The organism is Leucobacter sp. MMO-125 (genome assembly GCF_037148395.1).
Lineage (GTDB): Bacteria > Actinomycetota > Actinomycetes > Actinomycetales > Microbacteriaceae > Leucobacter.
On record NZ_JBBCTL010000004.1, the window covers coordinates 421,864 to 446,407 of the forward strand.

Below are 24,544 nucleotides of genomic sequence, written 5' to 3' on the forward strand. Positions count from 1 at the left end.
ATGCTCTTTGCATCGCGTCACCAACAGAGACACCGGCCCCGTGGAGATTCTGACGACCGTTATCTTTTTGTTACATTTACTGGAGCGGCACACTTCCACCATCCCTAGACAATCCCCCCGTACGTAGTCCCTCGACCGCGCACTGCAACAGCACATCACCGGAATGCAGCACCTGGCCTGCCCCAGGGCCCTCGCCGACCCACTACGCTGAGAAGCAGGTTCAACGGAGACCTCGCACGCACGTGGCGTGCCCGAGCTGAGGCTCCACGAGACGACCTCTGGGAGCGTCTGACCGGGAAGCTTCATGCGGAGTTTCGAAATGTGACCTTGGGGGAGGCACCACATGGGGGAGAAGTGTGGCTTAGCGGAGCCGAGCGACTTGGAGCTGCTGGAGGCGTCACGAGACGGCAGCGCCGCAGCGTTCGGCACACTTTGGAAACGGCATGCCGATGCGATTCTGTCGGCGATCCGGTCGCACACCAATCTTGATGCGAATGACGTCGTTCAGGAGGCGTTCCTGCGAATATGGCAACAGCTGAAATCCGGGAACGGTCCGCAAACCTCCTTTCGCGCATATGCAGTCACCACGGCACGATCGGTGGCGTCCACGATGGGGAAGCGTCGATCCAGCACCGAAATCACCGGCCTCCCTGAGGACCTTCTCGACCACATCACCCTCGAGGCTGATGACCCGGGAGAGCAAATCCAGGCCGACGGCTTCACCGCATCAGTCTTCGGGTCCCTCCCGCCTCGCTGGCAGACCGCGCTCTGGTACCGCGACGTCGAAGGTCTTTCCATCACAGAGATCTCGAGCTGCCTGGGCATCGGCGAAAACGCGACGAGTGCCCTTCTTGGACGAGCCAGGGAGGGCTTCAAACAGGCGTGGATCCTCGCCCACCTCGACATCGACGCGGCATGCTCAGCCGAATGCCTCTGGGTCATCGAGCGATTGCCCCAACACTCGCGCGGCCGCGGATCCGCAGCCGTGCGGCAGCGCGTCGACGCTCACCTGAGCGAGTGCGCCCAGTGCACTCGCTCGGCCCGCGAGGCGAACCGGCTGAAGCGCCGCCTGGCACTCATCCTGCTTCCGCTCCTACTCAGCGATCCAGGGCCCCTCGCCCACTCGCCGCAGCCCGATACGACCGTCGAGCACCCACCGACCGACGAGATCGCGGTCGTGGCGAGCGAAACGCAAGTCCTGGGCTCGGCGCGACTGTCCCGAGGACCGCTCACCTTACTCGCCTCGGCCGCGACGGTTTGCGCTCTCACTGTAGGCTTCGTAGCCTCATCACCCAGTGACAAGCAACGCACTGAGATCACAGCGTTGCATCTGTCAAGCGCCTCCCTGGAGCGGTGAGCCTGCCTAAGACTGCTACATCGGCTCTCACCCCGCGTTAGGAGGTGCGCCACCAGGTGCGGCGAGGCCCTTCCGAGGTGTCCCCCTGCCAGAAACGAAGATCTCCGAGGGCGGCACGGGCATAGGGCACCGTTAGCGCGACCTCACCTGCCGCGGTGGGCGGGTACTTCGACGCGAGCATCCCGAGCGCCGTCGATTCGATATTCACGACCTGGTTCTTCGTGGGCGAGCCGAGACCGGTGACGCGGATCGTGGTCTGATCGGGGCCGATCGACACCACTTCGATGCCCAAGCCTCTGCCCACCTGGAACACCCCGATCAGCACGCCTGCTTCGGCCGCAACCGAGCCTCCCGCAGGGTACGACTGGGATCCAGTGACCGTCACAACCCCCATCAGCTCCGTCGGCGTATATGCCCAGCGGCCCTGCGCGTCGGCATATGCTACGCCGGTGCGCGTTTCTCCACGTTCGTTTGTGACGGTGAGGGTCACCGTTGCTCGCGGCATTGCACGCCCCACAAGCCTCGGAAACACGCCGACCTCGTAGCCATCGAGCGGACTCGCAGCCAGGGTGACGAATCCCGAAGCGGGCGCACCAGGCAGCGGTTCAGCAGGGGCGGGCAAACCGTCAACGGCGGGCCCAGCATCCTCCCCGGCCAGCGAGGCTGATCCGCCTTCTGCATCCTTACTCTCCGCCCCGGAGCCCGCGCCCTCTGGGGATTCAGCAGCCCCCGATCCACGCCCGTTCACGCCCGTTCCCGCGCCCGACATCCCTGCAGTCGCTTCGACAGTTGAATCCCCCACTCCAGAACGCAGCTCTTCACGTTCCGTGGGCGGGGAGCCAGCAAACGCGAACGTCAGGATCAGCGCACCCGTAGCACCGAGGACGGCAACCGGAATCAACACTTTGCTCAGAGCACCCGGCCCCGTTCCGGAGCTCGACTGCGCGGCAGGTTCCGTAGCGCGCTCAAGAAGCGGATCGGAAGCCACGACCGCCGCAACTGCGGGGCCTGCACCGGCCGATTGAAGCCATGCTGCGTACTGCGTGGCAGCCGCACCGCCCATGAAGGCGGGCAGCAATACGAGTGCGAGCTTCGCATGCAGGTAGTCAGCCTGCTCGGCAAGGATCGCGCACCGAGCACAGTCCAGGAAGTGGGCCTCCATCTTTTTCAGCGCGCCGCTTCTGACTTTGCCCCTGGTGAACTGCGGCAGTCGTTCGAGCACCCAGGTGCAATCCTGTGAGAGCGCTTTCGAGGGCTCGAGGTTTGCGGCGATCCAGGCCTGCTTGAAGCCCTCGCGGGCTCTCTTCAGCAGCACCGAGGTGGCGTTCTCACTCATCCCCAGATACGTGCAGATCTGTCGCACCGGGAGGTCTTCGACCTCCCGATACCAGAGCACCTCCTGCCACCGCGTCGGCAAGGTCGAGAAGACCTGCACGGTAAACGCGTTTCCGAGCACAGTGCTCTCCGTGTCGCGTTGCACCCCGGAGGCTTCCTCGAAGACCTCGTCGGGGCTTCCAGTAACCTCATCACCGCTGGCACCGCGAGCCATGTTCGCTGACACGTTCCGTGCGGTCATGATCGCGTACGCGCGGAACGCCGTATTGGGCCCTCGGCCCTCTTGGATCTGTCGCAGCACACGCAAGAACGTCTCCTGCGCAACATCGTCGGGATCGAAGCCCGTGAAGCTCCGAATCGCGGCCTGCACCGCTGCAGCGTGCCGCTTCCAAAGTTCACCGAACGCGTCGCTCACGCCGCTCCGCGTCATTTCCACCAGCGACATATCCGATGCTTCTGCAAGCCGCATATGGCTTACCGAGCGCGTTCCCCTCACCCTGGTCTCCCCCTGACTGTTCACAGTTTCGGTCGGCTCCCCTCACCAACTCGGATATCACGTCTGGAATTTTCCGGCGCCGCGTCAGATTCGCGTCACCTCTGGTGTCTCAATAGATGCGTGCAGGTGCACAGACCGACGCTTCATCGAAGCTGCTCAGGCGCTGCGCACGTGATGCACTCACGTCGAGGTCTACCCAACTTCGTTCTCATCGCCGAGTGCATCGGACGCCCGCTCACCGCACAGCTCCCCCGGCTCCGGTGAGCGGGCGTCATTCTTGCCTTGACCCACATACGCGCATCGCAGGGCGCAAGGGTTTCCCGTGCGCACTCAGATCGATTTCATCCCCCATAGCGAGTGCTCCTTCCCGGCTTTCGAAGCCAGCCATGCCTGGCTCAGCCACGGCTGGCGTGAGCATGGCGTCAGAAGGCGAGACACCGCGTGCGACCAGAATCTGACGCCCGTTACGTATTCGTTATCTTGATGCGAGGCTGCGCACGACCATCAACGAACCCTTGCCGAACGCCGTACGCCCCTACGAGCAGCAACCCGGCCCCTGCGATGAGCGCCCACCAGGGGAAGCCGGGGATCAGCGGTGCAGCACCCGCGGCCGCAAGGTCTGCGGCGGGGGTAGGCGTGATGCGCTCCCCGGTCACGACGATCCGCTGCGAGTTGATGCCCAGCGGAGTGCAGGTGATGAGGGTGACCAGATCCTTCCCAGGCTGCACCCGCAATGAACCGGTTTCGTCAGGGTCGATCACCTGAATGTCGAACACCCGATAGCTGAGCACCTCGCTCATGACTTCAATCGTGATCGTGTCGCCGAAACGAACCTTGTCGAGATTCGTGAACATCGTCGAACTCGCCAAGCCGCGGTGCGCGGTGATGACCGAGCGGGTATCGGCACCCCCAACGGGCAGGTGGGAGCCCTCAAGGTGCCCTGCACCCTTGAGAAGGGTGGCTTCATCGGTGCCGTGGTAAACAGGCAGATCCACATCGATCGCCGGAATCTTGACTCGGGCCATCAGACCCGCCTTGTTCGCATTGAGCAGGTCCGAGTATCGCAGCCCGGTCTCCCCCGAATCCCCCACCCCCACCGGAACGTTGGCGCCGGCCTCCAAGCGAACGCCCGCAGACAGTGCCGCGTTGTACCTGCGTGCATCGGCGAGCTGCTGCTCGCCTCCCGGGGTGAGCATGTCCCGCAGCGACTCAGCACTGCGGATCACCTGCGACTGGTTGTAGGAAGCCACCCACGCGGCCGCTGAGGGGTACAGGCCGGCACCGAGACCACCGACCGCCAACACCATGATGAGCCAGGTCAGGAGGCCGGGCCGCCACCTCCGACGCTGCACGTGTCTCCCCACCTGGCTCTCGTTCCCCATGCCCCTCAACCCTTAATCTGGCGGCGCGGACAGCGCTCACCAATACAGACAGTTCGGGACGGCGAAATCTGACGCGCACGAGGCAGCTTCGCGGCGGATCGCGAGCACGCTGATCGCGGTAACAGAACCGCCTCCTCCACACAAGCCCGCTCCGAGCCGGTTGAGCGGTCGGTGCCCACGGCCGATATCGCCGGCAAGGCCGAACCGCTCGAATACCCCCTTCGAGGCGTTACGCTCTGCTGGTCGCCGCGGCCTTCGCTGCAACAACGGTGGTGACCTCCGTGCTGGAGGTCACCGGCGCACCCCGTCGGTAGTCACCGTGCAACTCCACGTCGACGAAGCCGCACAGTTCGAGCAGGGCGCACATCTCGTGCAAGCCCCAGAAACGCAGGATGAAATGCTCGAGTTGCGACTCGGCAAGCAAACCATCCACCCACCGCTCGTAGCGCAGCTGCGAGGTTCGGGTTTGCGTCGAGGGGTCAATGCTCTCGATGGTCTCGGTGAGAGTGATCAGTCCATCATCGGTCGGCCAGGAGCGAGCGCTCGCGCTCGAGGCGAACAATCCGCCGAGAGCGTCGAGATCGAAGATCAGCCGACCGCCAGCGACAAGCGATCGGTGCATGCGAGTCAATGCCGCTCGAGTCTCGGCAGGTGAGGTGAGCAGCTGAATCGACCCCGCCGGAATGATCACCGCCTCGTAGGCTTCGACCGCGTCAATATCGGTGAACAGCCCGCTCCCCACGGGCACGTCGACTCCGGCCGCGGCGGCCGCCTGCTCGAACAGCCGTCGCATGTCGGGCGATGGCTCGGCGGCGCTGGCCGTGTGGCCGTCGAGCGCCAGTGGAATCAGAACTCGTCCATTGCCCGCCGCTGGCTCGAAGATGGGCCCAGTGGCCCCGGCGAGCAACTCGCCGTAGAACTCCACGTCACCGAACGAGTGCCCGACAGGCTTGTCCAGGTGATACACCTCTGCTGCCAGGTTCCGATAGGCGCGCACGCCCTGCAACGTCCTCTGCACCTGACCCACGCTATCAGCCGCGCTGGCCATCGAGCTCAGCACCGAAGGTCGCGCATGCTGACCGCCATCGCGGGGAGCGTCCCACTGTGCACGAGGCTGCTTCGCGGCGGATCGCCCCAGCGCGGCTGCGGGCAACTCCCGAGAGGTTACCCCTTCTCATCCTGGATCGAGTTTCCACCGTCGACCACGAGCAGCTGCCCGGTGACGTACGAGGCGCCCTCGGATGCGAGGAACTCAGCGACGGCGGCGACCTCGTCGGGTGTGCCCGACCTCTGCAACGGGGTCGCGAGACCCATCGCGTCTTCGTGCGGTGTGGCAGATCCGGTGTGGATCCACCCCGGAGCAATCGCGTTCACCGTGGTGCCGTGCCCTGCGACGTCAACGACGAGGCCCCGCACCAGCCCCACCATGCCCGCTTTCGCCGCGTGGTAGCCGATGTCACCACGGTAGGCCAGCAGCGGCCCCGACACTGAGGACATCATGATGATGCGGCCAGCAGGGCTCGCGTTCACCCACGGCAACGCCGCCCGAGTGACGAGAAAGCTCGTCGTCAGATTGCGTTGCAGAGCGTGGTTCCAACCTTCGAGCCCGATGCCATCGATAGCCGCAGGATCTTGGGGGTCGGTGACGGAGGTCATTCCCGCGTTGTTGACGAGCACGTCCACTCCCCCGAAGGCGGAGACTGCTGCTTCGACGATCGCGACCGCCCCGGCTTCGTGGGAGAGGTCTCCGATGCTCGCTCTGACTCGTTGCCCGGCGCCGGGATCTGACAGCTCGGCCAGGAGCTCGTCACGACGCTCGTGAATGCGCTCCGAGGTTGCCCCGATCACAACGTTCATGCCTGCGAGAAGCAGTCGCCGCGCAATCGCGAAGCCGATGCCGTCGGGTGCCCCCGCGCCTGTAACGATTGCGGTTCTGCGCTGCTCGAATGTGGTCATGCGGCGAGCCTACCGAGGCGCACGATTCTGGCGAAAGCGGCATCTTGCACCACTGCACTGGTGGTTCGTGTGCAGTTCGAGCGCGACCCGGCCGGCAAGCTCCGCCGCCATACCGGCCGCGCGGCCGCCCTACTCGCCGTCGTAGTTCTCGAAGGAGCGACGGCGCTTCTTCGGCTGCGTGGTCGACTTGAGAAAGAGGCGCACGAGACCGCGCTTCTTCTCAAGGTAGGCGTGCCGCTCGATCTCACCGGCCGCGTACTGCGCTTCAAGTTCAGCGATCACTGTCTCAGCATGGGCGGCGTCATAGCGCGATGCTCCCGCATCGAGCTCTCGGTTCTCTCGGATCGCCATGCCACCGAGCGTAGCCGGGGCCTCTGACATTTCACCGCCCGCCGCGCAAGCTTGCGATACACGGTGCAGTCGAGCTTCGGCGAGGAGATCAGGCGGATCGCCCCGCGTAGGCAGGGCGGCAGCTGGCATGCGGAGGCACCGCAGCAGGCAAAGCCGGCACCTGGCAAGGAACCTCAGGAGACCATTCGGGGCTTTCGCGCGCGGCGACACGGACATACGCTGGGCGCATGTGCGCTTCATATGGCCTCAGCGGCGACGGCACCCCGATTCCGCTCCCCGGAGAAGACGAGCCGATCAGTGAACCCGGTTCGCTGGCCTTGCTGAACGACTGGTTCGCGCAACACAACGGGCACGCCAAGATTACTGGCCGCCATGCGAAGAACTTGAACCCGGTGCTTGTCGGGGATCATCTCGCGCTCGGGTGGTGGTCGCTCTGGGCAGATGGCAGCGGACCCAGAGGCCGCAACAGTTTCAACGCGAGGGACGACTCACTCATGAGGCACTGGTCTCGCGCATTTCAGCACCGGGCGTTGCTCCCGGCAACCTGGTACGACGAGGGGAAACCGCGGTGGTCTCTCGCCGATGGATCCGTCTTCTGGATCGCGGCCGTCACTTCGACCGTCACAGACGATGAGACCGGAGAGACGCGCCTCAGCTATGCGATGGTCACGCGGCGCGGGGTAGGGAAGGCCTCGGCCGTGAAGTCGAAGAGCAGCGGCGGCACCGAGTCGCGAATGCCGCTCCCGATCCCGGCAGACTTCGCTGCCGAATGGCTCGATCCCGAGCGCCCCGGGGATGCGAGGCTCGTGGCTGAGACGCAGATCGCTTCGGAAGACCTCGCTCGCGCGATGGAACCGCACTACCCCACCGACGGCACGGCAACACTGTTCTGACACATGCACAAGCCCGCGCCACTCCGAAGAACGGCGGGGCGCACCACATTGCGGCTGCGCGGAAGGTAGCGCGATCGACGTCACTGCCGAAGACAAGACAAAGGCCCCGAACCCAGTTCGCACTGGGACATCGGGGCCTTCGCGTGTTGTTCCTCTGGCGGAGACGGGGGGATTTGAAACCGCCTCACGCCTAAGCGGGGCGGTCCCTCCCGCGGAATCATGCGGATCATGAGGGGGCATGAGGGGGTGTCAGGGAGCATGAAACATGGTCGAGTGTGGGCAAAATGTGGGCAAAGATCACGCAGCCAAACCGGCCTTCTCCGCGGCCGCAGAGAGGCGATCCGCGACGCTATCCAGGTCGTCCTCGAAGAGATCCGCGTACGTGTCGAGCGTCATGGCAGCAGACGCATGCCCGAGCATCCGCTGCACGGCCTTGGGGTTCGCCCCCGACGACACGGCGAGGGACGCCGCAGTATGACGGAGCTCGTGCACGGAGACCGTCGGCACCGGCGTGAGCACCAGCTTCCGGCCCGCCGCCTTCGCAGCAGCGACCTCACGCTCCTGCTGCTCTCGCGCTTTCCGCGCCGCCTCGTTCAGCCACGAGTGCGAGGGGTGCGGGAGCCGCATGTAGTGGGTGCCGTCGCCGAACAGGAGCTCGTTCGGGTCGCGGCCTTCGCAGAGCTCCCTTATTCGCCGGGCGAGCACGCGCGGGTACGGGACAGTGCGGTGCTCGTGCGTCTTCGGGGTGCCCGAATGGATGACAGAGCCGACGAGCACAGCATTCTCCTCGATCGAGAACCGCCGCCGCACCTGGTTCACGTGCTTCACCCTGAGCGCGCTCACTTCGCCCCATCGGAGACCGGTGTAGCCGAGCACGAGCATGAGAGTGGGGTACTTCGACGCTGCCGCGAGACGCTGCAGTTGGTCGTGCGTCAGGTAGGTCTTACCGGCTCGGCCTTTCCTCGGGAGCTGCACGGCGCGGGCGGGGTTCTTCGAGATCCGCCCGTCGTGCATGGCGCTGTCGAGGATGCCTGCGAGGATCCCGTGGGCCCGCAGCACGACCGTCGCCGAGCGGCGGCCTCGCAGGTCAGCAATCCAGGTCTGCACCTCCGACTTCTTGATGCTCCCGACGGTGCGCTCGCCCCACACGGGCTGCACGTGTGTGCGCCAGCTCGAATCGAGCGACGCGTACTGCGACACCTTCACCACTGACTTCTTGCCTGCGAGCCATGTCTTCCCGAGCTGCGCGATCGTGATGCGTCCGGCCTGTGGGTCGATGTAGTCGCCGGTTGCTTTCGAGATCGTGGTCGAGGCGAGGAAGAGTTCGGCTTCCTTCTTCGTCTTGAAGCCTCTCTTGTCCGTCTGGGCACCGTCCGGTTTCCGGTATCGCACCCGGTAGCGCTTCCCCGCTGCAGTCTCGTACGGCTTGATCGTGGCCATCAGGTCACCGCGATTCGGGCGCGCTCGACTATCGTTATCTCCATCGGTTCACCTTCCTGGTGGATCGTGTCTATGGCCCTCGTGGCGCGATTCTTGCTTGCCGGCGGAACGCGCTGCGGGGGTCCTTTGTGTTGGCAAACTTCTACATGCGAGAGAGAATCTCGGCCTTCTTCATCGCGAACTCCTCGTCTGTGAGCACGCCGGCGTCGCGCAACCCTGCGAGCTGCTGCAGCTGAGCAGCATAGTCGGGCGCCGTGGAGGGTGCCGATGCAGCGGTTTGCTGAGCGACCGTTACGTTGACCTGGGTTGCCGACCCCGTCTTGCGAGCTTGGATCGCGTTGAGGATGGCCTGACGGAAGTCAGCAGCTTCATCGCGACTCACGCGGAATCCGATCGTGTTGACCGCCCCGCCGGATGCAGTCTGGACTTCTACGAGATGGTAGAGCATCCCGTCTTTGCGGTTTGACACGTTGGTCACGTGCTCGAGAAGCAGCATGTCGTATGCGTCCTTCCCACCTTTCACACCAGTCGCGAGCATCGAGAGCCCTCCGGTCATGACACCGGCGGTGATTTTCGCTCCCGAGACACCGCGCTTCCGCTCCCACTCGATGCGATCCGGCCAGAGCCGCACCATCGCGTTCTTACCGTCAATATGACTCACGGCCTGGTAGAGAGGCTGGGGGCCTGCTGGAGCGATAATCGCAGGCTCCTCATCCCGCGATTCGGCAGCGACATCGGCGCGGGTCAAGGAGACGGCCTGTTTGGCCTCTGACATCGCCTGCGCGGCGGTGTCCTTCATCTTGTCGAAGAGTCCCATTCTCGATTTCCTTTCGTCTTAGGCGGCCCGCGTGAGGAGCTGGCTGCCGTGGTGCTTCCGCCACTCAAAAATGATGTTGGTGGTGAGGTCCATGTCGAGCGCAATCGCCGCCGGGTGCGGATTGATTCGCTCTGAACGCGCGTACTCGTCGACGTTGACGAGGAACCGCGTCGCCCACCTCCATGCTTGCGCTTCGGTTGTGGGGTCGGTGCACCCATGCCCGTAGATGCTGTGCCCGAGTTCGTGGCCGCAAGTCTCGAGATACTGCGGGAGGACCAAGGCCTTATCGACGATGATTAGATTCAGGTCCGGAAGGCTGGCTCCGCGCAATGGCGGCTCGAGCGGTGCACGGTGAATGGTGATGCCGCGTCGAGCAGCTTCGGCATGGAGGCGCCGCGCGATCGGATGTTGGTCCATGTCTCTCCGTTCTATGGATGCGGGTCAGCTTCGGCTTCTTCGTCTCGGCCGTCTCGCTCATCCGCCGCGAATCGGTGGGTCTTGAGGAGTTCGGCCGCTTCGTCGGCGGTGAGGTTTTCGCCGAGCGCGCTGTCAAGGCCAACAGCCTGGCGTCGGGCCTTGAGATCGTGCACGGTGGCATCCTGCCTGGATCCACTGACATTCCCAGCGCGCTCCACGGCTTCGGTGACTGGCACATCCCAGTTCAGTGATGACGGGGTGACCTCGAGGCGCCGCCCAACCTCGACCACGAGTTGCTCGTCAGTGGCAGCAGCGAGCGCGCGCTCAATTCCCTCGATTCCAGCGTCGGCGTCACTGAGATGACCCAAGGCAATGAGGTCGGCGAGCACCGAGCGCCCATACGCCCGGGACACGTCGCGCACCGTTTCAAAAGTGAGTTGATTGTCGTTGACCTGGCGGATCAGCTTGGCGGAGGTGATGTTCGCCTTGCGCGCTGCCCCTCGGAGGGAGTCAATTCCTCGAACATCGTCGATCCACTGCATCGCTTCATTCATGACTCAAGAATAAGACACATGCGTATCGCGCGCAAGCCATTTGCGTTGCTGGCTTGACGAAACGAGTTGCCAGAGTGATGATTGGATCATGAACGCAGCAAATGACATGGCTGTAAGTCAGCCGACTCGGATCTTTCGCCCCGGCCTTCTCGACCGCATCAAAACCAACAACGGCATCCAGTCCGACGAAGCCCTTGCCCGCATCATGGGCATTAGCAGGGCAACCCTGCAGCGCTACAAGGGCGGCGACGAGCCCTCACTCCGCTCTATTGCGAACCTCGCCGACGCATTCGGGCTCGCGCTCGGCGAGATCGTCGTGAAGCCGGAACCGGCCGAGCCCTCCGAGCAGCGTGAGGCAGTGGGAGCGTGAGCGCCGAGGTCGTCGCGCTGCGGGCCGGCAATAGGCCCCAGGCGTCCGCCCCGGTCTGGCTTTCGCCCGCGGACGTGTGCAAGCAGATCCCCGGCATGACCGAGGAGATCTTGTCCGAGCGGCGGAAGAAGAACCTCAAGCCTCGCTTCTTCAAGCCGTCCTTGAAGACAGTCATCTACGAGCAGTCCGACATCACCGAGTGGATCCGCTCGACGGCCTCTGAGCCGCGCGCGTTGTAGCCCCACTCTTCTCCAGCTTCATCAATCCGACGCCACTGCTGGGTGGCGCGGTCTTTCACACCCATTTTTCGGAAGGAACCCATCATGGACCCCCTCATTCTCACTGCGTCGGTCGCGGTGGTGATCGTGTCCGGCACTTATCTCGTGCTCACGCTCCGGGCGGAGGCTCGGCGCCGGAAGCGCGAGCGCGCTCTCGCGGAGATGCTCGAGCTCGCGAACGACGCGCTCACGGCGGACCTCAGCCGGCGCAATGGCCCTGTTGCGGGGATGGTGGAGATCGATCCGTCCTCCCCGCTCGGGCGAGAGCTGCTCGAGCAGATCCGCATGGGCTGCGAATGCCCGAACTGTGAAGAGTCGCGGCGCATCGCGCACGCTGAGCAGCAGAAGCGGGGCGAGCAGTGAATGCGCGCCCCACGGACACGAAGGGGCTGCCCGTCGCTTCTGATGTGGCGGCTCCTGTGCGGGCTCGCGATCACGTCGCTGCTCGCCACGGTGGCCGGCCTGATTCCGCCCGGATGGGTGGCGGTCGCCGCGGTGCCGGTGTGGGTCGTCGCTGGCTGCGTGCTCGTGGCTGGGTGGCGCGACTCGCAGAGCGCATGCCGAGGGCGACCCGATGACGTGGCAGCCGAGGTTCGCGTTCCGGGCCGGTGGCGAGCCGCTGCCGAAGGAGCGGCCGAGGGCGACGAAGACCGGCAGGTCGTTCACGCCGAAGCGCACCCGGGAAGCGGAGGCGCGCGTGCTCGCGGCGTTCCGGGCGGCATACCCGAACGCTGAACCGCTCACCGGTCGCCTGCTGGTCGAGGCGAGGTTCTACCGGGCGACGCGGCGCGGCGTGGATGCCGACAACCTCGCGAAGCTCGCGATGGACGCGCTCAACGGAGTCGCGTTCGTCGACGACGAGCAGATCGAAAAGTTCATCGTCGAGCGCCACTACGGCGCTGGCGACCAGGCCCGCTCTGAGGTGCGGATCTACGAGAAAGACTCCCCCGCCTGACCGGGCTGGGGCCAACGGAAGGTAACGAAAATGGTACTCAAGTACACGTCGAAGCGTCCCGACGAGGAGCTCGACGGCATCCAGAGCCTCGAAGACCACTTCAAGGGGCACCAGCCCGGTGACGTGCTCGCGGTCGTCGTCGTCAGCGGTCACAGCATCGTCGAGAGCCTGGCCGACGGTGCTCGCACCGCGACAGTGCGGATCAAGCAGATCGAGCCCGTCTCCGGCGCTGACGCGCAGACGGTGCGCACGCTCCTCGCTGAACGGTACGAGCAGCGCACGGGGAACGCTCCCCTGCCGCTCGAAGACGCAGAGGAGGGTGCCGACGTGCTGCCCTCGATCCCGTGGGGCGGTGAGGAGCAGTGAGCCTCACGTTTACCGATCTCGATCCGGTGCCCGCACTGCTCGACCTCGAGTCGCGTGCCGGCGCTTCGGACCAGGACCGCGAGGCCTGGCTCGCCGAGCGGCGTCAGGGCGTGACCGCGACCGAGCTCGCAAAGATCATGGCCGCGAGCAACCGCGATGTCGCGATCCAGGATCTCGTGAAGCAGAAGCGAGAGGGCGACAACTTTCTCGGCAACGCATTCACCGAATGGGGGAAGGAGCGGGAGCCAGTCATCGCTGCCGACCTCGCAGGGTTCGGTGTGGCACCCGAGTCCCGGGTCTTCCATGCCGAAGGTAGCTCTCGCCACCTCGCCTCCCCCGACGGCATCTCAGTCGACTTCGACGGGAACATCGTGCTCGACGAGATCAAGACCTGGGGGTCACCGAAGCCCAAGGGATCTGCCGCGCTGGCCGCCTCCGGGTACGAATGGCAAATGATGTGGTGCTGCTACGTCACCGGTGCGATCGGGTGCTGGCTGAACGGCGAGGTGCGCCTCGGACAGCCGGGCGGGTTCTATCCCGGGAAGCGCACCCGTGAGTGGTTTCCGCGCGATGACGAGATGATCGCCCAGCTCGTGGGGGTCGCCGACTTGGTGCTCGCCGCCATGGATTACGACGAGGCGCCCGAGATCGACGAGGAGCAGGACACCAACGCTCTGAACTATCTCCGTGGCCTGGCCGCGGAGAAGGAGGGCAAGGCGCTCAAGGAGGCCTCGTACAAGGCGGCAATCGCGCGAGGCATCTCGCAGGAGTCTCCGCTTGCTCGGGTGACGATCACGCCGGGCACCCCGGATGAGGAGTTCGACGACGAGGTGGTCGACCTCGAAGCGGCGGAGGCGGCGCACCCGAAGGAGGCGCAGCAGCTCGCCCGGGCGAAGGCCCGCGTGACGAAGCTGCAGGCCGCGTTCGACGAGTTGGCGAACCAGCACACGAAGACGGTGCGAGCCGTGAAGAAGGGCAAGCCGGCGCGGGCAACGATCACCGCCGGCAAGCAGACGAAGGAGGCGAAGTGATGGGCACTGAGCTCATGGAGAAGCTGCCGCAGGACGCCAACATTCAGGCGTGGTCGGCCTCGCAGTATGCGCTCATGCAGCAGCTCGGTCTCGTGGATCGCAGCAACTGGAAGGGGAAGCAGCCCGACGCGCCGCTCGGCGTGATCGAGGCGTTCCTGATGCAGTGCCAGCGCACCCAGCTCGACCCCGCTGCCCGGCAGATCTACGCAGCGGAGATGGGTGGGAAGTGGACGGTGCTGATCTCGATCGACGGGTTCCGCCTGATCGCTGATCGCACCGGACTGTACCGGGGCAAGAAGCCGACGGAGTGGTGCGGCGACGACGGCATCTGGCGGGACGTGTGGCTGTCCAGCGAACCGCCGGCCGCGGCGCGTGTCGCGGTGATGCGAGAGGGTTTCTCAGAGCCGCTCGTGGCGGTCGCCACCTACGCTGGCTACTGCCCTCGTGACCGGAAGACCGGTGACCTCAAACCTTCTGGGCAGTGGATCAACAACCCGTCGAACCAGCTCGCAAAGTGCGCGGAGATGCTGGCGCTCCGGCAGGCTTTCCCGAACGAGCTCTCGGGCCTGTACGGAACGGAAGAGATGCAGCAGGCGGGCACTGCGAAGCCCGTGCAGCGCGCGCCGCAGCCTGCACCCCAGGCCGCTCCGTCTCCCGCCGCGGAGGAGGAGCCCGTGGAAGCCGAGGTCGTCGACGATGCACCGTCGTTCGAGCCGGCGGCGTGGGTGGAGCGCGTGCAGCAGTGCCTCGCGACCGAGGACGCGGCGATCGCGGTCGACATGCTGCGCACGCTCTACGGGGAGGCGAAGGAGTCGGGCCTGCTGCGCCAGGTGCTCGTCGAGGACATGACCGTCGACCAGGTGCTGCGCGGAGCGAAGGCCGAGATCCTCGCCAGGGGTGAGGCGTGAACGCAACGCCGCACACCGCCGCGGAGGTCGAGGGGTGGGTGGCGAAGATGCGGCAGGAGATCGCGATCGAGCCGCCCGCCCCGGGCACCATCCGCACCCCGGACGAGATCATCTTCCAGCTCGAGCGTGTGGACTCCGTCGCGAACAAGGCGCTGTGGATCGTGAAGGAAGCCGACCGGGTGCGCGGGGACGCGGCCGAGGTGCTGCTGCGGGCGAAGTCGAAAGCGCAGGCAGGCGCGGAGGGGAAGAACGCGGCCGAGCGGACAGCGGCGGTGGATCTCGCGACCGAGCAGGAACGGGCGGAGGAGGCCGCGGCGCAGATCGCATACCGGTATGCGAAGGGCCTCGCCGACCTCGTCGACTCCCGCAAGAGCAGCCTGCAAACACAGTCAAAGCTCGTGCTCGCCACTTACCAGCTCGCCTCGAACCCGAGGAGGGCGTGATGGTGAAGCTCGAAGAGATCCACGTCGGCGACGTCGTCCGCGTCGACGACGATCCGCAGCCGTGGCGGGTGGAAGGGCGCACCCGGAAGGGGATGCTCACGCTCGAGGCGCTGCACGCGATGAACCGGATGACGTGGACAGGTGTGCACGAGTTCCGGGTGCAGAAGTCCGGGGTGTTCGCATGAGTAATAAGCGGACCGGCCGGATGCCGCAAGAGCATGTCGACCTCCTCGAAGAACGCTCGGGAGGCATGTGCGAGTCGGGGTGCGGGAAGCGGGCAACGCAGATCCATCACCGCCGCTTCACGGGGCGTGGCGGGAAGCACAACATGGCGAACCTGCTCGCGCTGTGCGGGTCGGGTAACCACTCCGGCTGTCACGGCGTCGCCCATCAGGGGCACGCGCCGGCCGGGTGGGCGATCAGCCGGCACGAGCGACACCACGAGGACGTGATCCCGTTCGTAGATCTCGGAGGCAGGACGTGGTGGCTCGACGACAAGGGCGGCAAGCATGACCGCCCGCAACACGCAGGAAGGAGATGAGAGAGATGGCAGAAGGATTCGCAGCGATCCCAACGTGGATGTTCCGGGAGCACGAGCGCGTGTCGCTCTACGCCGTGATGGTGTTCGGCGCCCTGGCAACTCGCGCGGGACTCCGGGGGAACTATCCGTCGCAGGCGACGCTCGCCGACGAGGCGCGCTGCTCGGAACGGAAGGTGCGTGATGCGCTCGCCGAACTCGAAGGGCTGGGCGTGGTTGAGCGGGTCAAGCGCGGATCGAAGGCCGGCGGACGACTTCCCGACGGTTACCGCCTGATGGACCGCCCTCTCAGTGCGCAGGAGTTCCCGGCACCAGGTGCCGGAAAGGCTGGGGGGTTTCCGGCGCCTGGTGCCGAGGTTACCGGCACGAGCGAGCATTCGTACCTCTCTATAGAGGTAGATAGTTCTGAGGTAGATACATGCGCAAATGCGCATGCGCAGAGTGCGCACTCCTTCGATGAGTGGTGGCAGGTCTACCCGCTCAAGAAGGACAAGGGCCGCGCACGCAACGCGTACAAGGCGGCACTCAAGAAGACAGCGCCCGACGTGCTCTTCGCTGCAGCAGTCTCCTACCGAGATGACCCGAACCGTGCTGACGCGTTCACGAAGTATCCCGCGTCCTGGCTGAACGCTGAGGCGTGGGAAAACGGGCCCCTCCCGCAACGCTCAGCCCCCAACGGCGGGACCGCGGTGGAGCGCATGGCCGAGCGTGCTCGGGCGATGCAGGCCGAGGGGGTGCGCCGTGAACTCGGAGCATGACGGCAAGACGCACGCGGAGCGCGCCGCCCTGGCCTGCACGGCGGGCGATCAGGCCCGCCTCGGCCACTCGGTCAGCCGCACCGATTCTGACGCCGCAGATCGCATTCCGCGGGTTGTGTTTCACGAGCAGGCGTTCGAACTGCTCGCCTGGGCCGCAGCATTCGACGGACGCGAACGCGGGCCGTACGAGGCCGCCGCGTGGGCACAGGCTCTGCACGGGCAGCCATACGAGGCCGTGAAGGACGCGATCACGGAGCACTACCGGCGCTCCCGCTACCCCGTCATGCCGGCCAACGTCATCGAAATCATCGAGGAAGGAGCAGCGCTGTGACCGTGCTCGAATACGATCCGGCAACCGAGGCGTTCATGCTCGGCGCCGTGTTCGCGCAGCCTTCCCGCATCTGGGAGATCCGGCAGATCGTCCGCGAGTCCGACTTCGCGGTCCCCCGGAACGCGGCCCTGTTCTCGATCATGTGCGACGTCGCCGACCGCGGCGACACGGTCTCCCCGATCACGGTGAACGACCGCCGGGTCGCCGCCGGCCGCGCGCACGAGTTCGATGCGACCTACCCGCACGAGGTCAACGGGGTCGGCGCCTACGGCTACCAGGCCATGCAGTATGCGGAGATCGTTCGCCGGCACGGGGAGCGCCGCAAGCTGCACGAGGCCGCGGCCGGCATCCAGGAGCTTGCCGCGTCGGGTGACGCTGAGGGCGACATCGTGGAGAAGGCTGCGGGCATCATCGCTGAGCTGCGCGACGGCACCCTCAGGGAGTCACGTCCGATCGGACAGGTATTCGGGGCGCTCGTCGACGAGATGAGCACGCAGGCCCCGTTCACGCCGACGCCGTGGCCGTCGCTGAACGCGATGGTGGGCGGGATCCGGCCAGGCAGCCTCTACACGGTCGCCGCCCGCTCCGGCGGCGGCAAGAGCATCTTCGGCCTGCAACTCGCCCTGCACATCGCAGAGCTCGGTCAGCGGGTCGGGTACGTGTCGCTCGAGATGACCGAGAAGGATCTCCTCAAGCGGCTGATCTCGATGATGCAGGGCATCCACCAGTCTGCGCTGCAGAACCACCAGCTCACGGATCAGGGGTGGGCGTCGGTGCGGGCCGCCGAGCAGGCCTTGGCGGCGTTGCCGTTGGAGGTGTACGACCGTCCCGGCGCCCGCTGGGAGGACATCACCGGCTTCGCGAACGCCCTGCACAGGAAGGGCGACCTGGGGCTGATCGTGATCGACTACCTCGGCCTCGTGAAGTCCCCGCCGGCGTCGAAGTCGCGGCAGCAGGACCTCGAGGACTGGGCGAACGCCGGGAAACAGTTCGCGAAGCAGCTCGGCTGCGCGGTCGTGATCCTCGAGCAGCTCAACCGCAACATGACGAACCGCCCCAACCCGCGCCCCCTGATCACCGACCTGCGCGGCTCCGCTGGGCTTGAACACGCGTCTGATGCGGTCGTGCTCATGCACCGCGGCGAGAAGAAGCTGCAGGGCCGGGTCGTGAAGACCAGCGACATCGACTTCATCGTCGCGAAGAACCGGCAGGGAGAGGCCGGCACCAGAACGCTCCGATTCGAGGGGCAGTTCGCACGCATCGTCCAGAAAGAACACGAGAACACGGCTCTCATCGAGCCGGGAGAGGTATAGATCATGGCCGGAGAGCCGCTCATCACCGTAGTAGGAAATCTCGTCGCCGACCCCGAGGCGCGTGTGTCGCAGTCGGGCAAGTCATGGGTGACGTTCCGCATCGCTTCGACCCCGCGGGTACGCGATCGCCAGTCAGGGGACTGGGCCGACGGCGAACCACTGTGGCTCGGATGCCGCGCATATGGGGAGTCTGCCGAGAACATCGCCTCGTCGCTCACGAAGGGCATGCGCGTCATAGTCATGGGGCGCCTGTCGCAGCGCTCGTACACGGACAAGAACGGGGAGCAGCGCACCTCCCTCGATCTCGACGTCGAGGAAGTCGGTCCGTCGCTCCGGTTCGCCACGGCCGCGGTCTCGCGCGGTGGCAGTGGCCCTGCCGGGGGTGGGTACGCGAAGGCCGGGAACGGCGCCCAGCCCTCCTACGGGCAGACCGAGGGAGGCGGCTACGGCCAACCCGCCTGGGGATCACCCGCCGCACAGCAGCAGGCCGGCGAGGGGCAGCAGTCCCACGTCGGATTCGACGACGAGCAGCCCTTCTAGGAGGGGATCATCATGGCAATTCAGGAATGCATCACTGTCGAGCTCGCATCGGTCGAGGTCGACGACGAGCTCCGCATCGAGCTTCGCCAGGAGAAGAAGCGCATGCGGTATACCGCGTCGCAGGCGCGGGATCTCGCGATCGAACTGATCGACGCTGCTGAGCGGGTCGACGTGCTGATCGTCGAGGACATGACGGAGCGCGGTCTGCGCATGGTGCACGGCATGGTCGTCGCTGACGGTGGGGAGGTCGTGCTGTGAGCGGCGTCACCTGCCTGGCCTCCCCTGTCTTTTGGCGCTCGTCGTACTGCGGGAGCACCCGCAATACGATCGCACCGCTCAGCGCGAGCACCTGCCCGAACTGTGTGGCGGCGCTTGGCGCGGACGAGCAAGCGGCCGAGCACCGAGGCGGTACAGCATGAGCGCCCCGCTCGTCGCGCTCGATCACTTCGCGGGCCTGGGCTGGGGTGTCGCGTGCGAGCGTCTCGGTATCCGCGAGTACGGGGTGGAGATCGCCCCGTCAGCGATCCGAATGCGCAGATCGAACCGCATGAGGACGATCTACCGGGACGTGTGGAGCGGCTTGTTCCATGACGACCTGGTGCCAGAGCATGACCTCTTCATCGCTTCTCCGCCCTGCCAGACGTTCTCGATGGCGGGCAAGGGTGAGGGTCGCAAAGCGCTCGACGACGTGCACGAGGCTATCTACGAGCGCCGCTTCGAGGATCCCGCAGCACTGCATCAGCTCAACGAGACACTAGACCCGCGCACCGCGCTTGTGCTGACGCCGCTCGCGCACATCTGGCAGCATCGGCCTCGCCTGGTCGCACTTGAGCAGGTGCCCGAGGTGCTCCCGGTCGGGCACGCCTACGCCGCCGTGCTTCGCAGCATTGGCTATTCGGTTTGGGCGGGCATCCTCCGTGCCGAGCAGTACGGGGTGCCGCAGACCAGGAAGCGGGCGATCCTTATGGCCCGCCTCGACGGCAAAGTGCAACCGCCTTTGCCGACGCATTCGCGCTACTACTCGACCGACCCGGGCCGTCTGGATCCTGGCGTGGAGAAGTGGGTGAGCATGGCCGAGGCGCTCGTGTTCGGTCTCGCGTCGCGGCCGTCTCCCACTATCACTGGCGGGGGCACGGAGACGGGTGGGGCGGAGCCGATCGCGAAGCTCGCACGCTACACGGAGAGCGCTGACTGGGTTATGCGCAGCAACCAGCGGAAGGGCGACACCGGCGAGTACAACATTCGCAGCGTGGAAGCACCGTCACTAACGCTCACTGCCAACTCGTTCCGAAATCGCTTTGAACTGCGCCCAGAACTCGCTGAATGGGAATGGCTCGACGCCCCCGCAACCACGGTCGCAGGTGATCCGCGCATCACCGCTCGTGAGCATCACGAACACGGCGAGCAGTCGGGCACGTCGCTGCGGCTCACCTACCTCGAGGCCGCTGCGCTGCAGTCGTTCCCGCCGTCGATGCGGTGGCCAGGGAATCAGGGCGAGCGCTTTCTTGCGATCGGGAACGCTGTGCCGCCGCTACTCGCCGAAGCGATCCTCGCAGCGCTGCTCGCGCCGCCGGCTGAGCGTGATGCCTGGGATCTGGCATTTGCGGAGGTCGCCGGATGACACGCCTCCTCACACAGCCCGAGATCGACGTGCTTGCTCGTCTCGGCGTCACCGAAACCGACCTGACAGGAGAAGAACATGACGAATGAACGAACCGACTACGCCGCGGAAGACGACATCCCGTGGTCCGATCACGGCCGCCTCATGACGTTGCCGCCTGATCCGCATGAGCGGATCGCGGATGCTCTTGAAGCTCTGGTGGAGCAGCAGCGCATCCAGAACCTCATCGCGCTCAGCCAGGCGCTCGACGGCAACGGGTGGCAGGCAGCTGAACCTCTGGATTCAATCTTCGCCTACCGCAACGCAGAGCCACACGACGAGTTCGGCGGGCTCCACATCCGCCCTGAGATCGCTGCTGCTCTCGGTATCGAGGAGGTGCAGTCGTGACCGCTCGCGCCATTCTCGGAGAGGAGATCGACCGTGCTGCGCGTTCTAGCGAGCCCGCGGAACTTCCCTGACCTGCCGTCGAAGTGGGACGGCAGTGAGATCGCGTGGGGTGCGTGGGAAAAACGACTCCGCACCTCGCTTGACTTCATCATTTCACCAGCCTGTGAAGGGTGCCGGTCCACCACTTCGTTGTGGGAGGCGACCGGATGGTGGATGCGGCACCATCGCATCGACCTGGGCTGTGAGTGGGAACGCCGCGGCATGCGGAACTTCCACGCGACCCGTTGCGGGTGGTGCGGTCGCACGACCGTTTTCACGATGCACGACGGACAGGCGTGGGATCTCGATGAAACCGACTACGGGCCTGCCGGGTCACTCGATCCAGCAGACGCCCACACTCTCTTTTGAAAGGACACGACCATGACCGATGAGAAGACTCGCGCCCTGATCGCGGAAGCTGAGCGGCGCACGAGCGAGTGGAGCGATCCGGCCGAGATGCCGTCTGACGTGAAGCTGATCGGGAGCCTCGCTGCTACTCTCTCGGCGCTCACGCTACCGGACGGAGACGTGCGGGAACGCCTGGCAGAGAGCATCGCGGGCGGGACGATCAGCATCCCCGGTGGCTACGCCGAGTTGGCGCGTGACGACGCCGAGAGCATCGTAGATACGATCCTCGGTAACCCGGTGCTCTCTCGTGCTGCTGCACCCGAAGCGGTTGCGAAGGTCCGTGAGCTGCATCGTCCCGTGGAGATCGAACCCAGTAGCACCATCTGCCACGAGTGCTCACATCAGCTACCGAGTGGCGACTATGCCGAAAAGGTGACCGAGTGGCCGTGCGCAACGCTCGACGCCCTTGGGCCTACACCCGAACCCGAATGGGAGTGGGGCGTGCAGGCCACCGTCAACATCGACGGGTCGCCGAATGCGCGGATCGAGCTTGCGACAGAGAAGGAACTGCCGCACCTTCGCGACGCGCAGCGTCGCGGGTGGTGCACCCTCCACCGCCGCCGCAAGGCTGGCCCGTGGGAGCCGCTACCGGTAGGGGGTGAGACCGAATGATGCGGAGGCCGCACTGCTATCCGCCGCCGTACTGCGGTGAGTGCCCGTCCTGCCGGGCTGGAATCGACCAGGTCAACCGCGAAGAGCGAGAGAGGAAAGCTCAGATGACGACCACACCTAACCCGACCGCCGAGCAGATTATCGAGGAAGTGCTGCACCCCTTTCCCGAGCGCGTCTGGCTGTCACATCGAATCGTCGCCCGCCTCCGTGCTGCTGGTCTGCTCGGGGGCGACCCCACCGAGGAACGGATCGAACGGGCGGCTCAGGCGATGCACGCGGCGTCTTCTGGGTTCTTCTCGGAGGCTTCCTGGCGTGCGCTCGCTCGCGAGGGTCTCGCCGCTGCTGACGCCGCCACGCAGTCGACTCCCACCGAGGTGCCGCAGCGAGATGCGCGCTGCCCGGAGTGCTTTGAGCTCGGCGGGGCACACGGCAGCGTCCATGTGCGGCATCCGCAGGGCGGGGGTGGATGGAACCGTCCGTGCTCTCGCGCTGCTGGTGTCGCCCCGCAGGAGCCGAGCGCCAAGGTCGTCATCCGCGGCTTCGACACAGACTGCGCGGCGGGCATCTGCCCGGGCGCCTGCTCGCATCTCATGTGGTACTGCGATCGGTGTACCAGCGAGGGCGGCTGGGGCGCGCCCCGCGATCTGCTCGAGCAGTGGGCGGCAGATCACGTCTGCCCGGTACCCGATACCGGCGATGAGAAGCAGCGTATCGAGGTTGACCTAGCCCACCTCTCGGGGCGCCTCGTCATCGATGAGACGGCACTCGCCGAAGTCATTGAAACTGCTCGCCGACGCTGGGACGGGTCTGGCCGGCACGAGCCCATCAGTACCGCGATCACGCGCGCCGTGATGGAGCATCTGGGTGGTGGGCGATGAAGGACTTACTTGCGCTTGCCGATGAGGAACGCCTCTGCCTCGTCCCACGACCTGAACTCAGGCGCGAGCACTTTCATGTTGATCTCCGCGAGCGGGTGGGCATACCAGCATCCAGGTGTTCCGGAGATGTATCCCGCGAGTTCGCCATCAACGTCCCTGACCTCTTCATAGCCGTCCATAGCTCGACGGTACCCGCACATCGACACTATCTCCAAGAAGCGGAGGAACAGATTGAGCACGGCTGACCGCACGTGGAGCGAGTGGTTCCGCTGGCACCTTGACCATGTCCCGTTCCAGATCCTGCACATGCGCGAGCTCGTGGAAACGACCGTGCGCGCGCAGGACACCGAAGCAGTACGGGTGTCGGGTGGCAGCGACCCAGCACGCCTCCCGTACAACGTGGACCCTGCCGACGACGCTGACGCCCTCTACGTCGAGATGGTGCTGTTCGCCCGTGAGGTGTCCGAGCACACCGGGATTCTCGCCCCCGCCCCCGTGCGCAACGGACTGTGGCAGGGCGCGAGCGAACCACAGGGCCTCCCCGTCTGCCGACCCGATCAGGCGTTCGCCTGGGCCGGGGAGATCCGCACCTGGCTCACCAACCAGATCAGCGACCTCGAACAGCTCGCGCACGACGGGAAGCTCGGCGACTCCCCCGAACACCTCGTCGACACCATCCGCAAGATGCGAGGCCGCTACCCCCGAGCAGAGCCGAAGTTCAAGGCGTACAGGCCCCGGCCATGCTCCACTTGCGGCGAAGCGACGGTTTCCATCCTTTGGGGACCAGGGGGCCTTGACGGAGCGCGGTGCGAAAATTGCGGGCAGACTTGGCAGAGGTTAGGTGAGCAGTAGCGGTGGTTGAGGCGGGTATCGATCGCCCTGGTCAATGAAGAGAACCTGCTGATACGGCTCTGTGGCCTGAACGAACCCGCCTATACCCTTTTCAAGAAGCTCAATCTCCTCTTCTGGGAGCGGTTGTTCCCACGAAAGGCGCAGGCCGTGTGCGATTGCAGGGCCATACCTAGTGAGGAGCCTTGCCTCTATCTGTTCCCCTGGGTCAAGGCTAATGGTGTGACTCTCTACATCCCATTGGCCCTCAAATCCGTGGGTTCGATCTTGGATCGAGAGGTTGATGGCAGGTCCGGTTCCGGTATTCGTGATGATCCAACGGTCGCTGCCATCGGCACGGGGCCTCACGTCAAATCGAGCCTCGCTCCGAGACCGCGACAGGGCGTCGAGAGTTGCTTCTGCTTCAGATCGTGTTTCATCGGCGGATCGTTCCTTTTCCGACCACATGTTTTTGGCGTCGAGGTACGCGTTCCACCGACGCTGGTTTTCATCCAAGACCTGTTGTAGGTGAGCAGCCATCTGCATGCCGTTCACCTGCTTGCTGAGCGAGTAAGTCATCCAGGCAATTCCCACAGTTAGGAGACCAACAGCAAGGGAACTGATCACGCCGGCAGAAGCCACCAGGAGCGACAACAGGTCCGACACTCTCAGATCCCAGAACCCACTTGCCCCAACGGATCCCACGCTAGAGAAACCAGTCATGAACCCCACATTATCCCTCACAGCGGGAGCTCTCACCTATCGGGAGGCGGCTGCCCGAGTAAACCGCTCGGTGCGGACAATAAAGCGCTGGCGTCGCGACGGCATGCCAATGAACTTTGACCACTATGGTCGCCGTGTCGTCACCGAACGAATCCTCCTCACGGAGTACCGGCGGCGCCTCGCTTCCGATCCTGTCCATCAGCAGCGGATCCGCGCCCT

At 65.4% G+C, this 24,544-nt stretch carries 33 protein-coding genes; 22 read left to right on the top strand and 11 right to left on the bottom strand.

The window, feature by feature from the left end; translation table 11 throughout:
* Positions 1–343 precede the first annotated feature (343 nt).
* Positions 344–1,357, top strand: coding sequence for an RNA polymerase sigma factor (locus WFI54_RS12005; RefSeq protein ID WP_336653032.1), 1,014 nt, complete (start codon positions 344–346; stop codon positions 1,355–1,357).
* Positions 1,358–1,394: 37 nt separating this feature from the next.
* On the opposite strand, the gene WFI54_RS12010 is transcribed toward WFI54_RS12005, so the two are convergent.
* The 5 genes from WFI54_RS12010 to WFI54_RS12030 all read right to left on the bottom strand — a co-directional run bounded on the left by WFI54_RS12010 (position 1,395) and on the right by WFI54_RS12030 (position 6,877).
* Positions 1,395–3,107 (bottom strand): RNA polymerase sigma factor, encoded by a 1,713-nt coding sequence (locus tag WFI54_RS12010; RefSeq protein WP_336653033.1) that lies wholly within the window; start codon positions 3,105–3,107, stop codon positions 1,395–1,397.
* Positions 3,108–3,652: 545 nt separating this feature from the next.
* A complete protein-coding gene (locus tag WFI54_RS12015) occupies positions 3,653–4,570 on the bottom strand; it encodes a class C sortase (RefSeq protein ID WP_336653034.1) in 918 nt (305 codons plus the stop codon).
* Between the two features lie 229 nt (positions 4,571–4,799).
* Positions 4,800–5,588 (bottom strand): class I SAM-dependent methyltransferase, encoded by a 789-nt coding sequence (locus tag WFI54_RS12020; protein ID WP_336653035.1) that lies wholly within the window; start codon positions 5,586–5,588, stop codon positions 4,800–4,802.
* 146 nt (positions 5,589–5,734) lie between these two features.
* Positions 5,735–6,526, bottom strand: coding sequence for an SDR family NAD(P)-dependent oxidoreductase (locus WFI54_RS12025; RefSeq protein WP_336653036.1), 792 nt, complete (start codon positions 6,524–6,526; stop codon positions 5,735–5,737).
* Between the two features lie 129 nt (positions 6,527–6,655).
* Complete coding sequence (locus tag WFI54_RS12030; RefSeq protein WP_336653037.1) at positions 6,656–6,877, bottom strand: hypothetical protein; 222 nt, start codon at positions 6,875–6,877, stop codon at positions 6,656–6,658.
* Positions 6,878–7,104: 227 nt separating this feature from the next.
* On the opposite strand from WFI54_RS12030, the gene WFI54_RS12035 reads away from it, so the two are divergent.
* Entirely contained in the window at positions 7,105–7,770 is a 666-nt protein-coding gene (locus WFI54_RS12035; protein WP_336653038.1) for an SOS response-associated peptidase family protein, read from the top strand.
* 297 nt (positions 7,771–8,067) lie between these two features.
* On the opposite strand, the gene WFI54_RS12040 is transcribed toward WFI54_RS12035, so the two are convergent.
* The 4 genes from WFI54_RS12040 to WFI54_RS12055 form a co-directional block, all read right to left on the bottom strand.
* A complete protein-coding gene (locus WFI54_RS12040; RefSeq protein ID WP_336653039.1) occupies positions 8,068–9,210 on the bottom strand; it encodes a tyrosine-type recombinase/integrase in 1,143 nt (380 codons plus the stop codon).
* A 142-nt stretch (positions 9,211–9,352) separates the two neighbouring features.
* Positions 9,353–10,027, bottom strand: coding sequence for an SHOCT domain-containing protein (locus WFI54_RS12045; RefSeq protein WP_336653040.1), 675 nt, complete (start codon positions 10,025–10,027; stop codon positions 9,353–9,355).
* 18 nt (positions 10,028–10,045) lie between these two features.
* Complete coding sequence (locus WFI54_RS12050) at positions 10,046–10,444, bottom strand: hypothetical protein (RefSeq protein ID WP_336653041.1); 399 nt, start codon at positions 10,442–10,444, stop codon at positions 10,046–10,048.
* A gap of 11 nt (positions 10,445–10,455) precedes the next feature.
* The gene (locus WFI54_RS12055) at positions 10,456–10,998 is read right to left on the bottom strand and encodes a hypothetical protein (RefSeq protein ID WP_336653042.1); all 543 of its coding nucleotides are present in this window, start codon (positions 10,996–10,998) and stop codon (positions 10,456–10,458) included.
* Positions 10,999–11,086: 88 nt separating this feature from the next.
* Between WFI54_RS12055 and WFI54_RS12060 the strand changes: the two genes are divergently transcribed.
* From WFI54_RS12060 to WFI54_RS12150, 19 genes are all read left to right on the top strand, one after another.
* Complete coding sequence (locus tag WFI54_RS12060) at positions 11,087–11,368, top strand: helix-turn-helix domain-containing protein (RefSeq protein ID WP_336653043.1); 282 nt, start codon at positions 11,087–11,089, stop codon at positions 11,366–11,368.
* On the top strand, positions 11,365–11,607 hold the full coding sequence (locus WFI54_RS12065) for a hypothetical protein (RefSeq protein WP_336653044.1): 243 nt from the start codon (positions 11,365–11,367) through the stop codon (positions 11,605–11,607). Before WFI54_RS12060 ends, WFI54_RS12065 begins: the two co-directional genes overlap by 4 nt.
* An 84-nt stretch (positions 11,608–11,691) precedes the next feature.
* Positions 11,692–12,009: a hypothetical protein gene (locus WFI54_RS12070; RefSeq protein WP_336653045.1), complete on the top strand. Its 318-nt coding sequence runs from the start codon at positions 11,692–11,694 to the stop codon at positions 12,007–12,009.
* A gap of 211 nt (positions 12,010–12,220) precedes the next feature.
* Positions 12,221–12,601 (top strand): RusA family crossover junction endodeoxyribonuclease, encoded by a 381-nt coding sequence (locus WFI54_RS12075; RefSeq protein ID WP_336653046.1) that lies wholly within the window; start codon positions 12,221–12,223, stop codon positions 12,599–12,601.
* Between the two features lie 30 nt (positions 12,602–12,631).
* Positions 12,632–12,967, top strand: a complete 336-nt coding sequence (locus tag WFI54_RS12080; protein WP_336653047.1) for a hypothetical protein — start codon at positions 12,632–12,634, stop codon at positions 12,965–12,967.
* On the top strand, positions 12,964–13,998 hold the full coding sequence (locus tag WFI54_RS12085) for a YqaJ viral recombinase family protein (protein WP_336653048.1): 1,035 nt from the start codon (positions 12,964–12,966) through the stop codon (positions 13,996–13,998). Before WFI54_RS12080 ends, WFI54_RS12085 begins: the two co-directional genes overlap by 4 nt.
* Positions 13,998–14,906: a phage recombination protein Bet gene (bet, locus tag WFI54_RS12090; RefSeq protein WP_336653049.1), complete on the top strand. Its 909-nt coding sequence runs from the start codon at positions 13,998–14,000 to the stop codon at positions 14,904–14,906. Before WFI54_RS12085 ends, bet begins: the two co-directional genes overlap by 1 nt.
* Entirely contained in the window at positions 14,903–15,349 is a 447-nt protein-coding gene (locus WFI54_RS12095; protein ID WP_336653050.1) for a hypothetical protein, read from the top strand. The genes bet and WFI54_RS12095 overlap by 4 nt, the downstream gene beginning before the upstream one ends.
* Positions 15,349–15,534 carry a hypothetical protein gene (locus tag WFI54_RS12100; RefSeq protein WP_336653051.1) on the top strand — a complete coding sequence of 62 codons (186 nt, stop codon included), beginning with the start codon at positions 15,349–15,351 and terminating at the stop codon, positions 15,532–15,534. The genes WFI54_RS12095 and WFI54_RS12100 overlap by 1 nt, the downstream gene beginning before the upstream one ends.
* Positions 15,531–15,890, top strand: a complete 360-nt coding sequence (locus WFI54_RS12105; protein WP_336653052.1) for a hypothetical protein — start codon at positions 15,531–15,533, stop codon at positions 15,888–15,890. The genes WFI54_RS12100 and WFI54_RS12105 overlap by 4 nt, the downstream gene beginning before the upstream one ends.
* Positions 15,891–15,895: 5 nt before the next feature.
* Positions 15,896–16,645 carry a helix-turn-helix domain-containing protein gene (locus WFI54_RS12110; protein ID WP_336653053.1) on the top strand — a complete coding sequence of 250 codons (750 nt, stop codon included), beginning with the start codon at positions 15,896–15,898 and terminating at the stop codon, positions 16,643–16,645.
* A complete protein-coding gene (locus WFI54_RS12115) occupies positions 16,629–16,976 on the top strand; it encodes a hypothetical protein (protein WP_336653054.1) in 348 nt (115 codons plus the stop codon). The genes WFI54_RS12110 and WFI54_RS12115 overlap by 17 nt, the downstream gene beginning before the upstream one ends.
* Entirely contained in the window at positions 16,973–18,289 is a 1,317-nt protein-coding gene (locus tag WFI54_RS12120) for a replicative DNA helicase (protein WP_336653055.1), read from the top strand. Before WFI54_RS12115 ends, WFI54_RS12120 begins: the two co-directional genes overlap by 4 nt.
* A gap of 3 nt (positions 18,290–18,292) precedes the next feature.
* Entirely contained in the window at positions 18,293–18,829 is a 537-nt protein-coding gene (gene ssb, locus WFI54_RS12125; protein ID WP_336653056.1) for a single-stranded DNA-binding protein, read from the top strand.
* A gap of 12 nt (positions 18,830–18,841) precedes the next feature.
* On the top strand, positions 18,842–19,087 hold the full coding sequence (locus tag WFI54_RS12130; RefSeq protein ID WP_336653057.1) for a hypothetical protein: 246 nt from the start codon (positions 18,842–18,844) through the stop codon (positions 19,085–19,087).
* 157 nt (positions 19,088–19,244) lie between these two features.
* Positions 19,245–20,450 carry a DNA cytosine methyltransferase gene (locus WFI54_RS12135; RefSeq protein WP_336653058.1) on the top strand — a complete coding sequence of 402 codons (1,206 nt, stop codon included), beginning with the start codon at positions 19,245–19,247 and terminating at the stop codon, positions 20,448–20,450.
* A 78-nt stretch (positions 20,451–20,528) separates the two neighbouring features.
* Positions 20,529–20,837, top strand: a complete 309-nt coding sequence (locus tag WFI54_RS12140; RefSeq protein WP_336653059.1) for a hypothetical protein — start codon at positions 20,529–20,531, stop codon at positions 20,835–20,837.
* A 420-nt stretch (positions 20,838–21,257) separates the two neighbouring features.
* Entirely contained in the window at positions 21,258–21,896 is a 639-nt protein-coding gene (locus WFI54_RS12145) for a hypothetical protein (protein WP_336653060.1), read from the top strand.
* 104 nt (positions 21,897–22,000) lie between these two features.
* Positions 22,001–22,774 carry a hypothetical protein gene (locus WFI54_RS12150; RefSeq protein WP_336653061.1) on the top strand — a complete coding sequence of 258 codons (774 nt, stop codon included), beginning with the start codon at positions 22,001–22,003 and terminating at the stop codon, positions 22,772–22,774.
* 5 nt (positions 22,775–22,779) lie between these two features.
* On the opposite strand, the gene WFI54_RS12155 is transcribed toward WFI54_RS12150, so the two are convergent.
* The gene (locus WFI54_RS12155; RefSeq protein ID WP_336653062.1) at positions 22,780–22,953 is read right to left on the bottom strand and encodes a hypothetical protein; all 174 of its coding nucleotides are present in this window, start codon (positions 22,951–22,953) and stop codon (positions 22,780–22,782) included.
* Positions 22,954–23,005: 52 nt separating this feature from the next.
* Between WFI54_RS12155 and WFI54_RS12160 the strand changes: the two genes are divergently transcribed.
* On the top strand, positions 23,006–23,626 hold the full coding sequence (locus WFI54_RS12160) for a hypothetical protein (RefSeq protein WP_336653063.1): 621 nt from the start codon (positions 23,006–23,008) through the stop codon (positions 23,624–23,626).
* Here WFI54_RS12160 and WFI54_RS12165 read toward each other — a convergent pair.
* A complete protein-coding gene (locus tag WFI54_RS12165) occupies positions 23,612–24,325 on the bottom strand; it encodes a hypothetical protein (protein ID WP_336653064.1) in 714 nt (237 codons plus the stop codon). The two genes, WFI54_RS12160 and WFI54_RS12165, sit on opposite strands and share 15 nt — an antisense overlap.
* Positions 24,326–24,544: the final 219 nt, after the last annotated feature.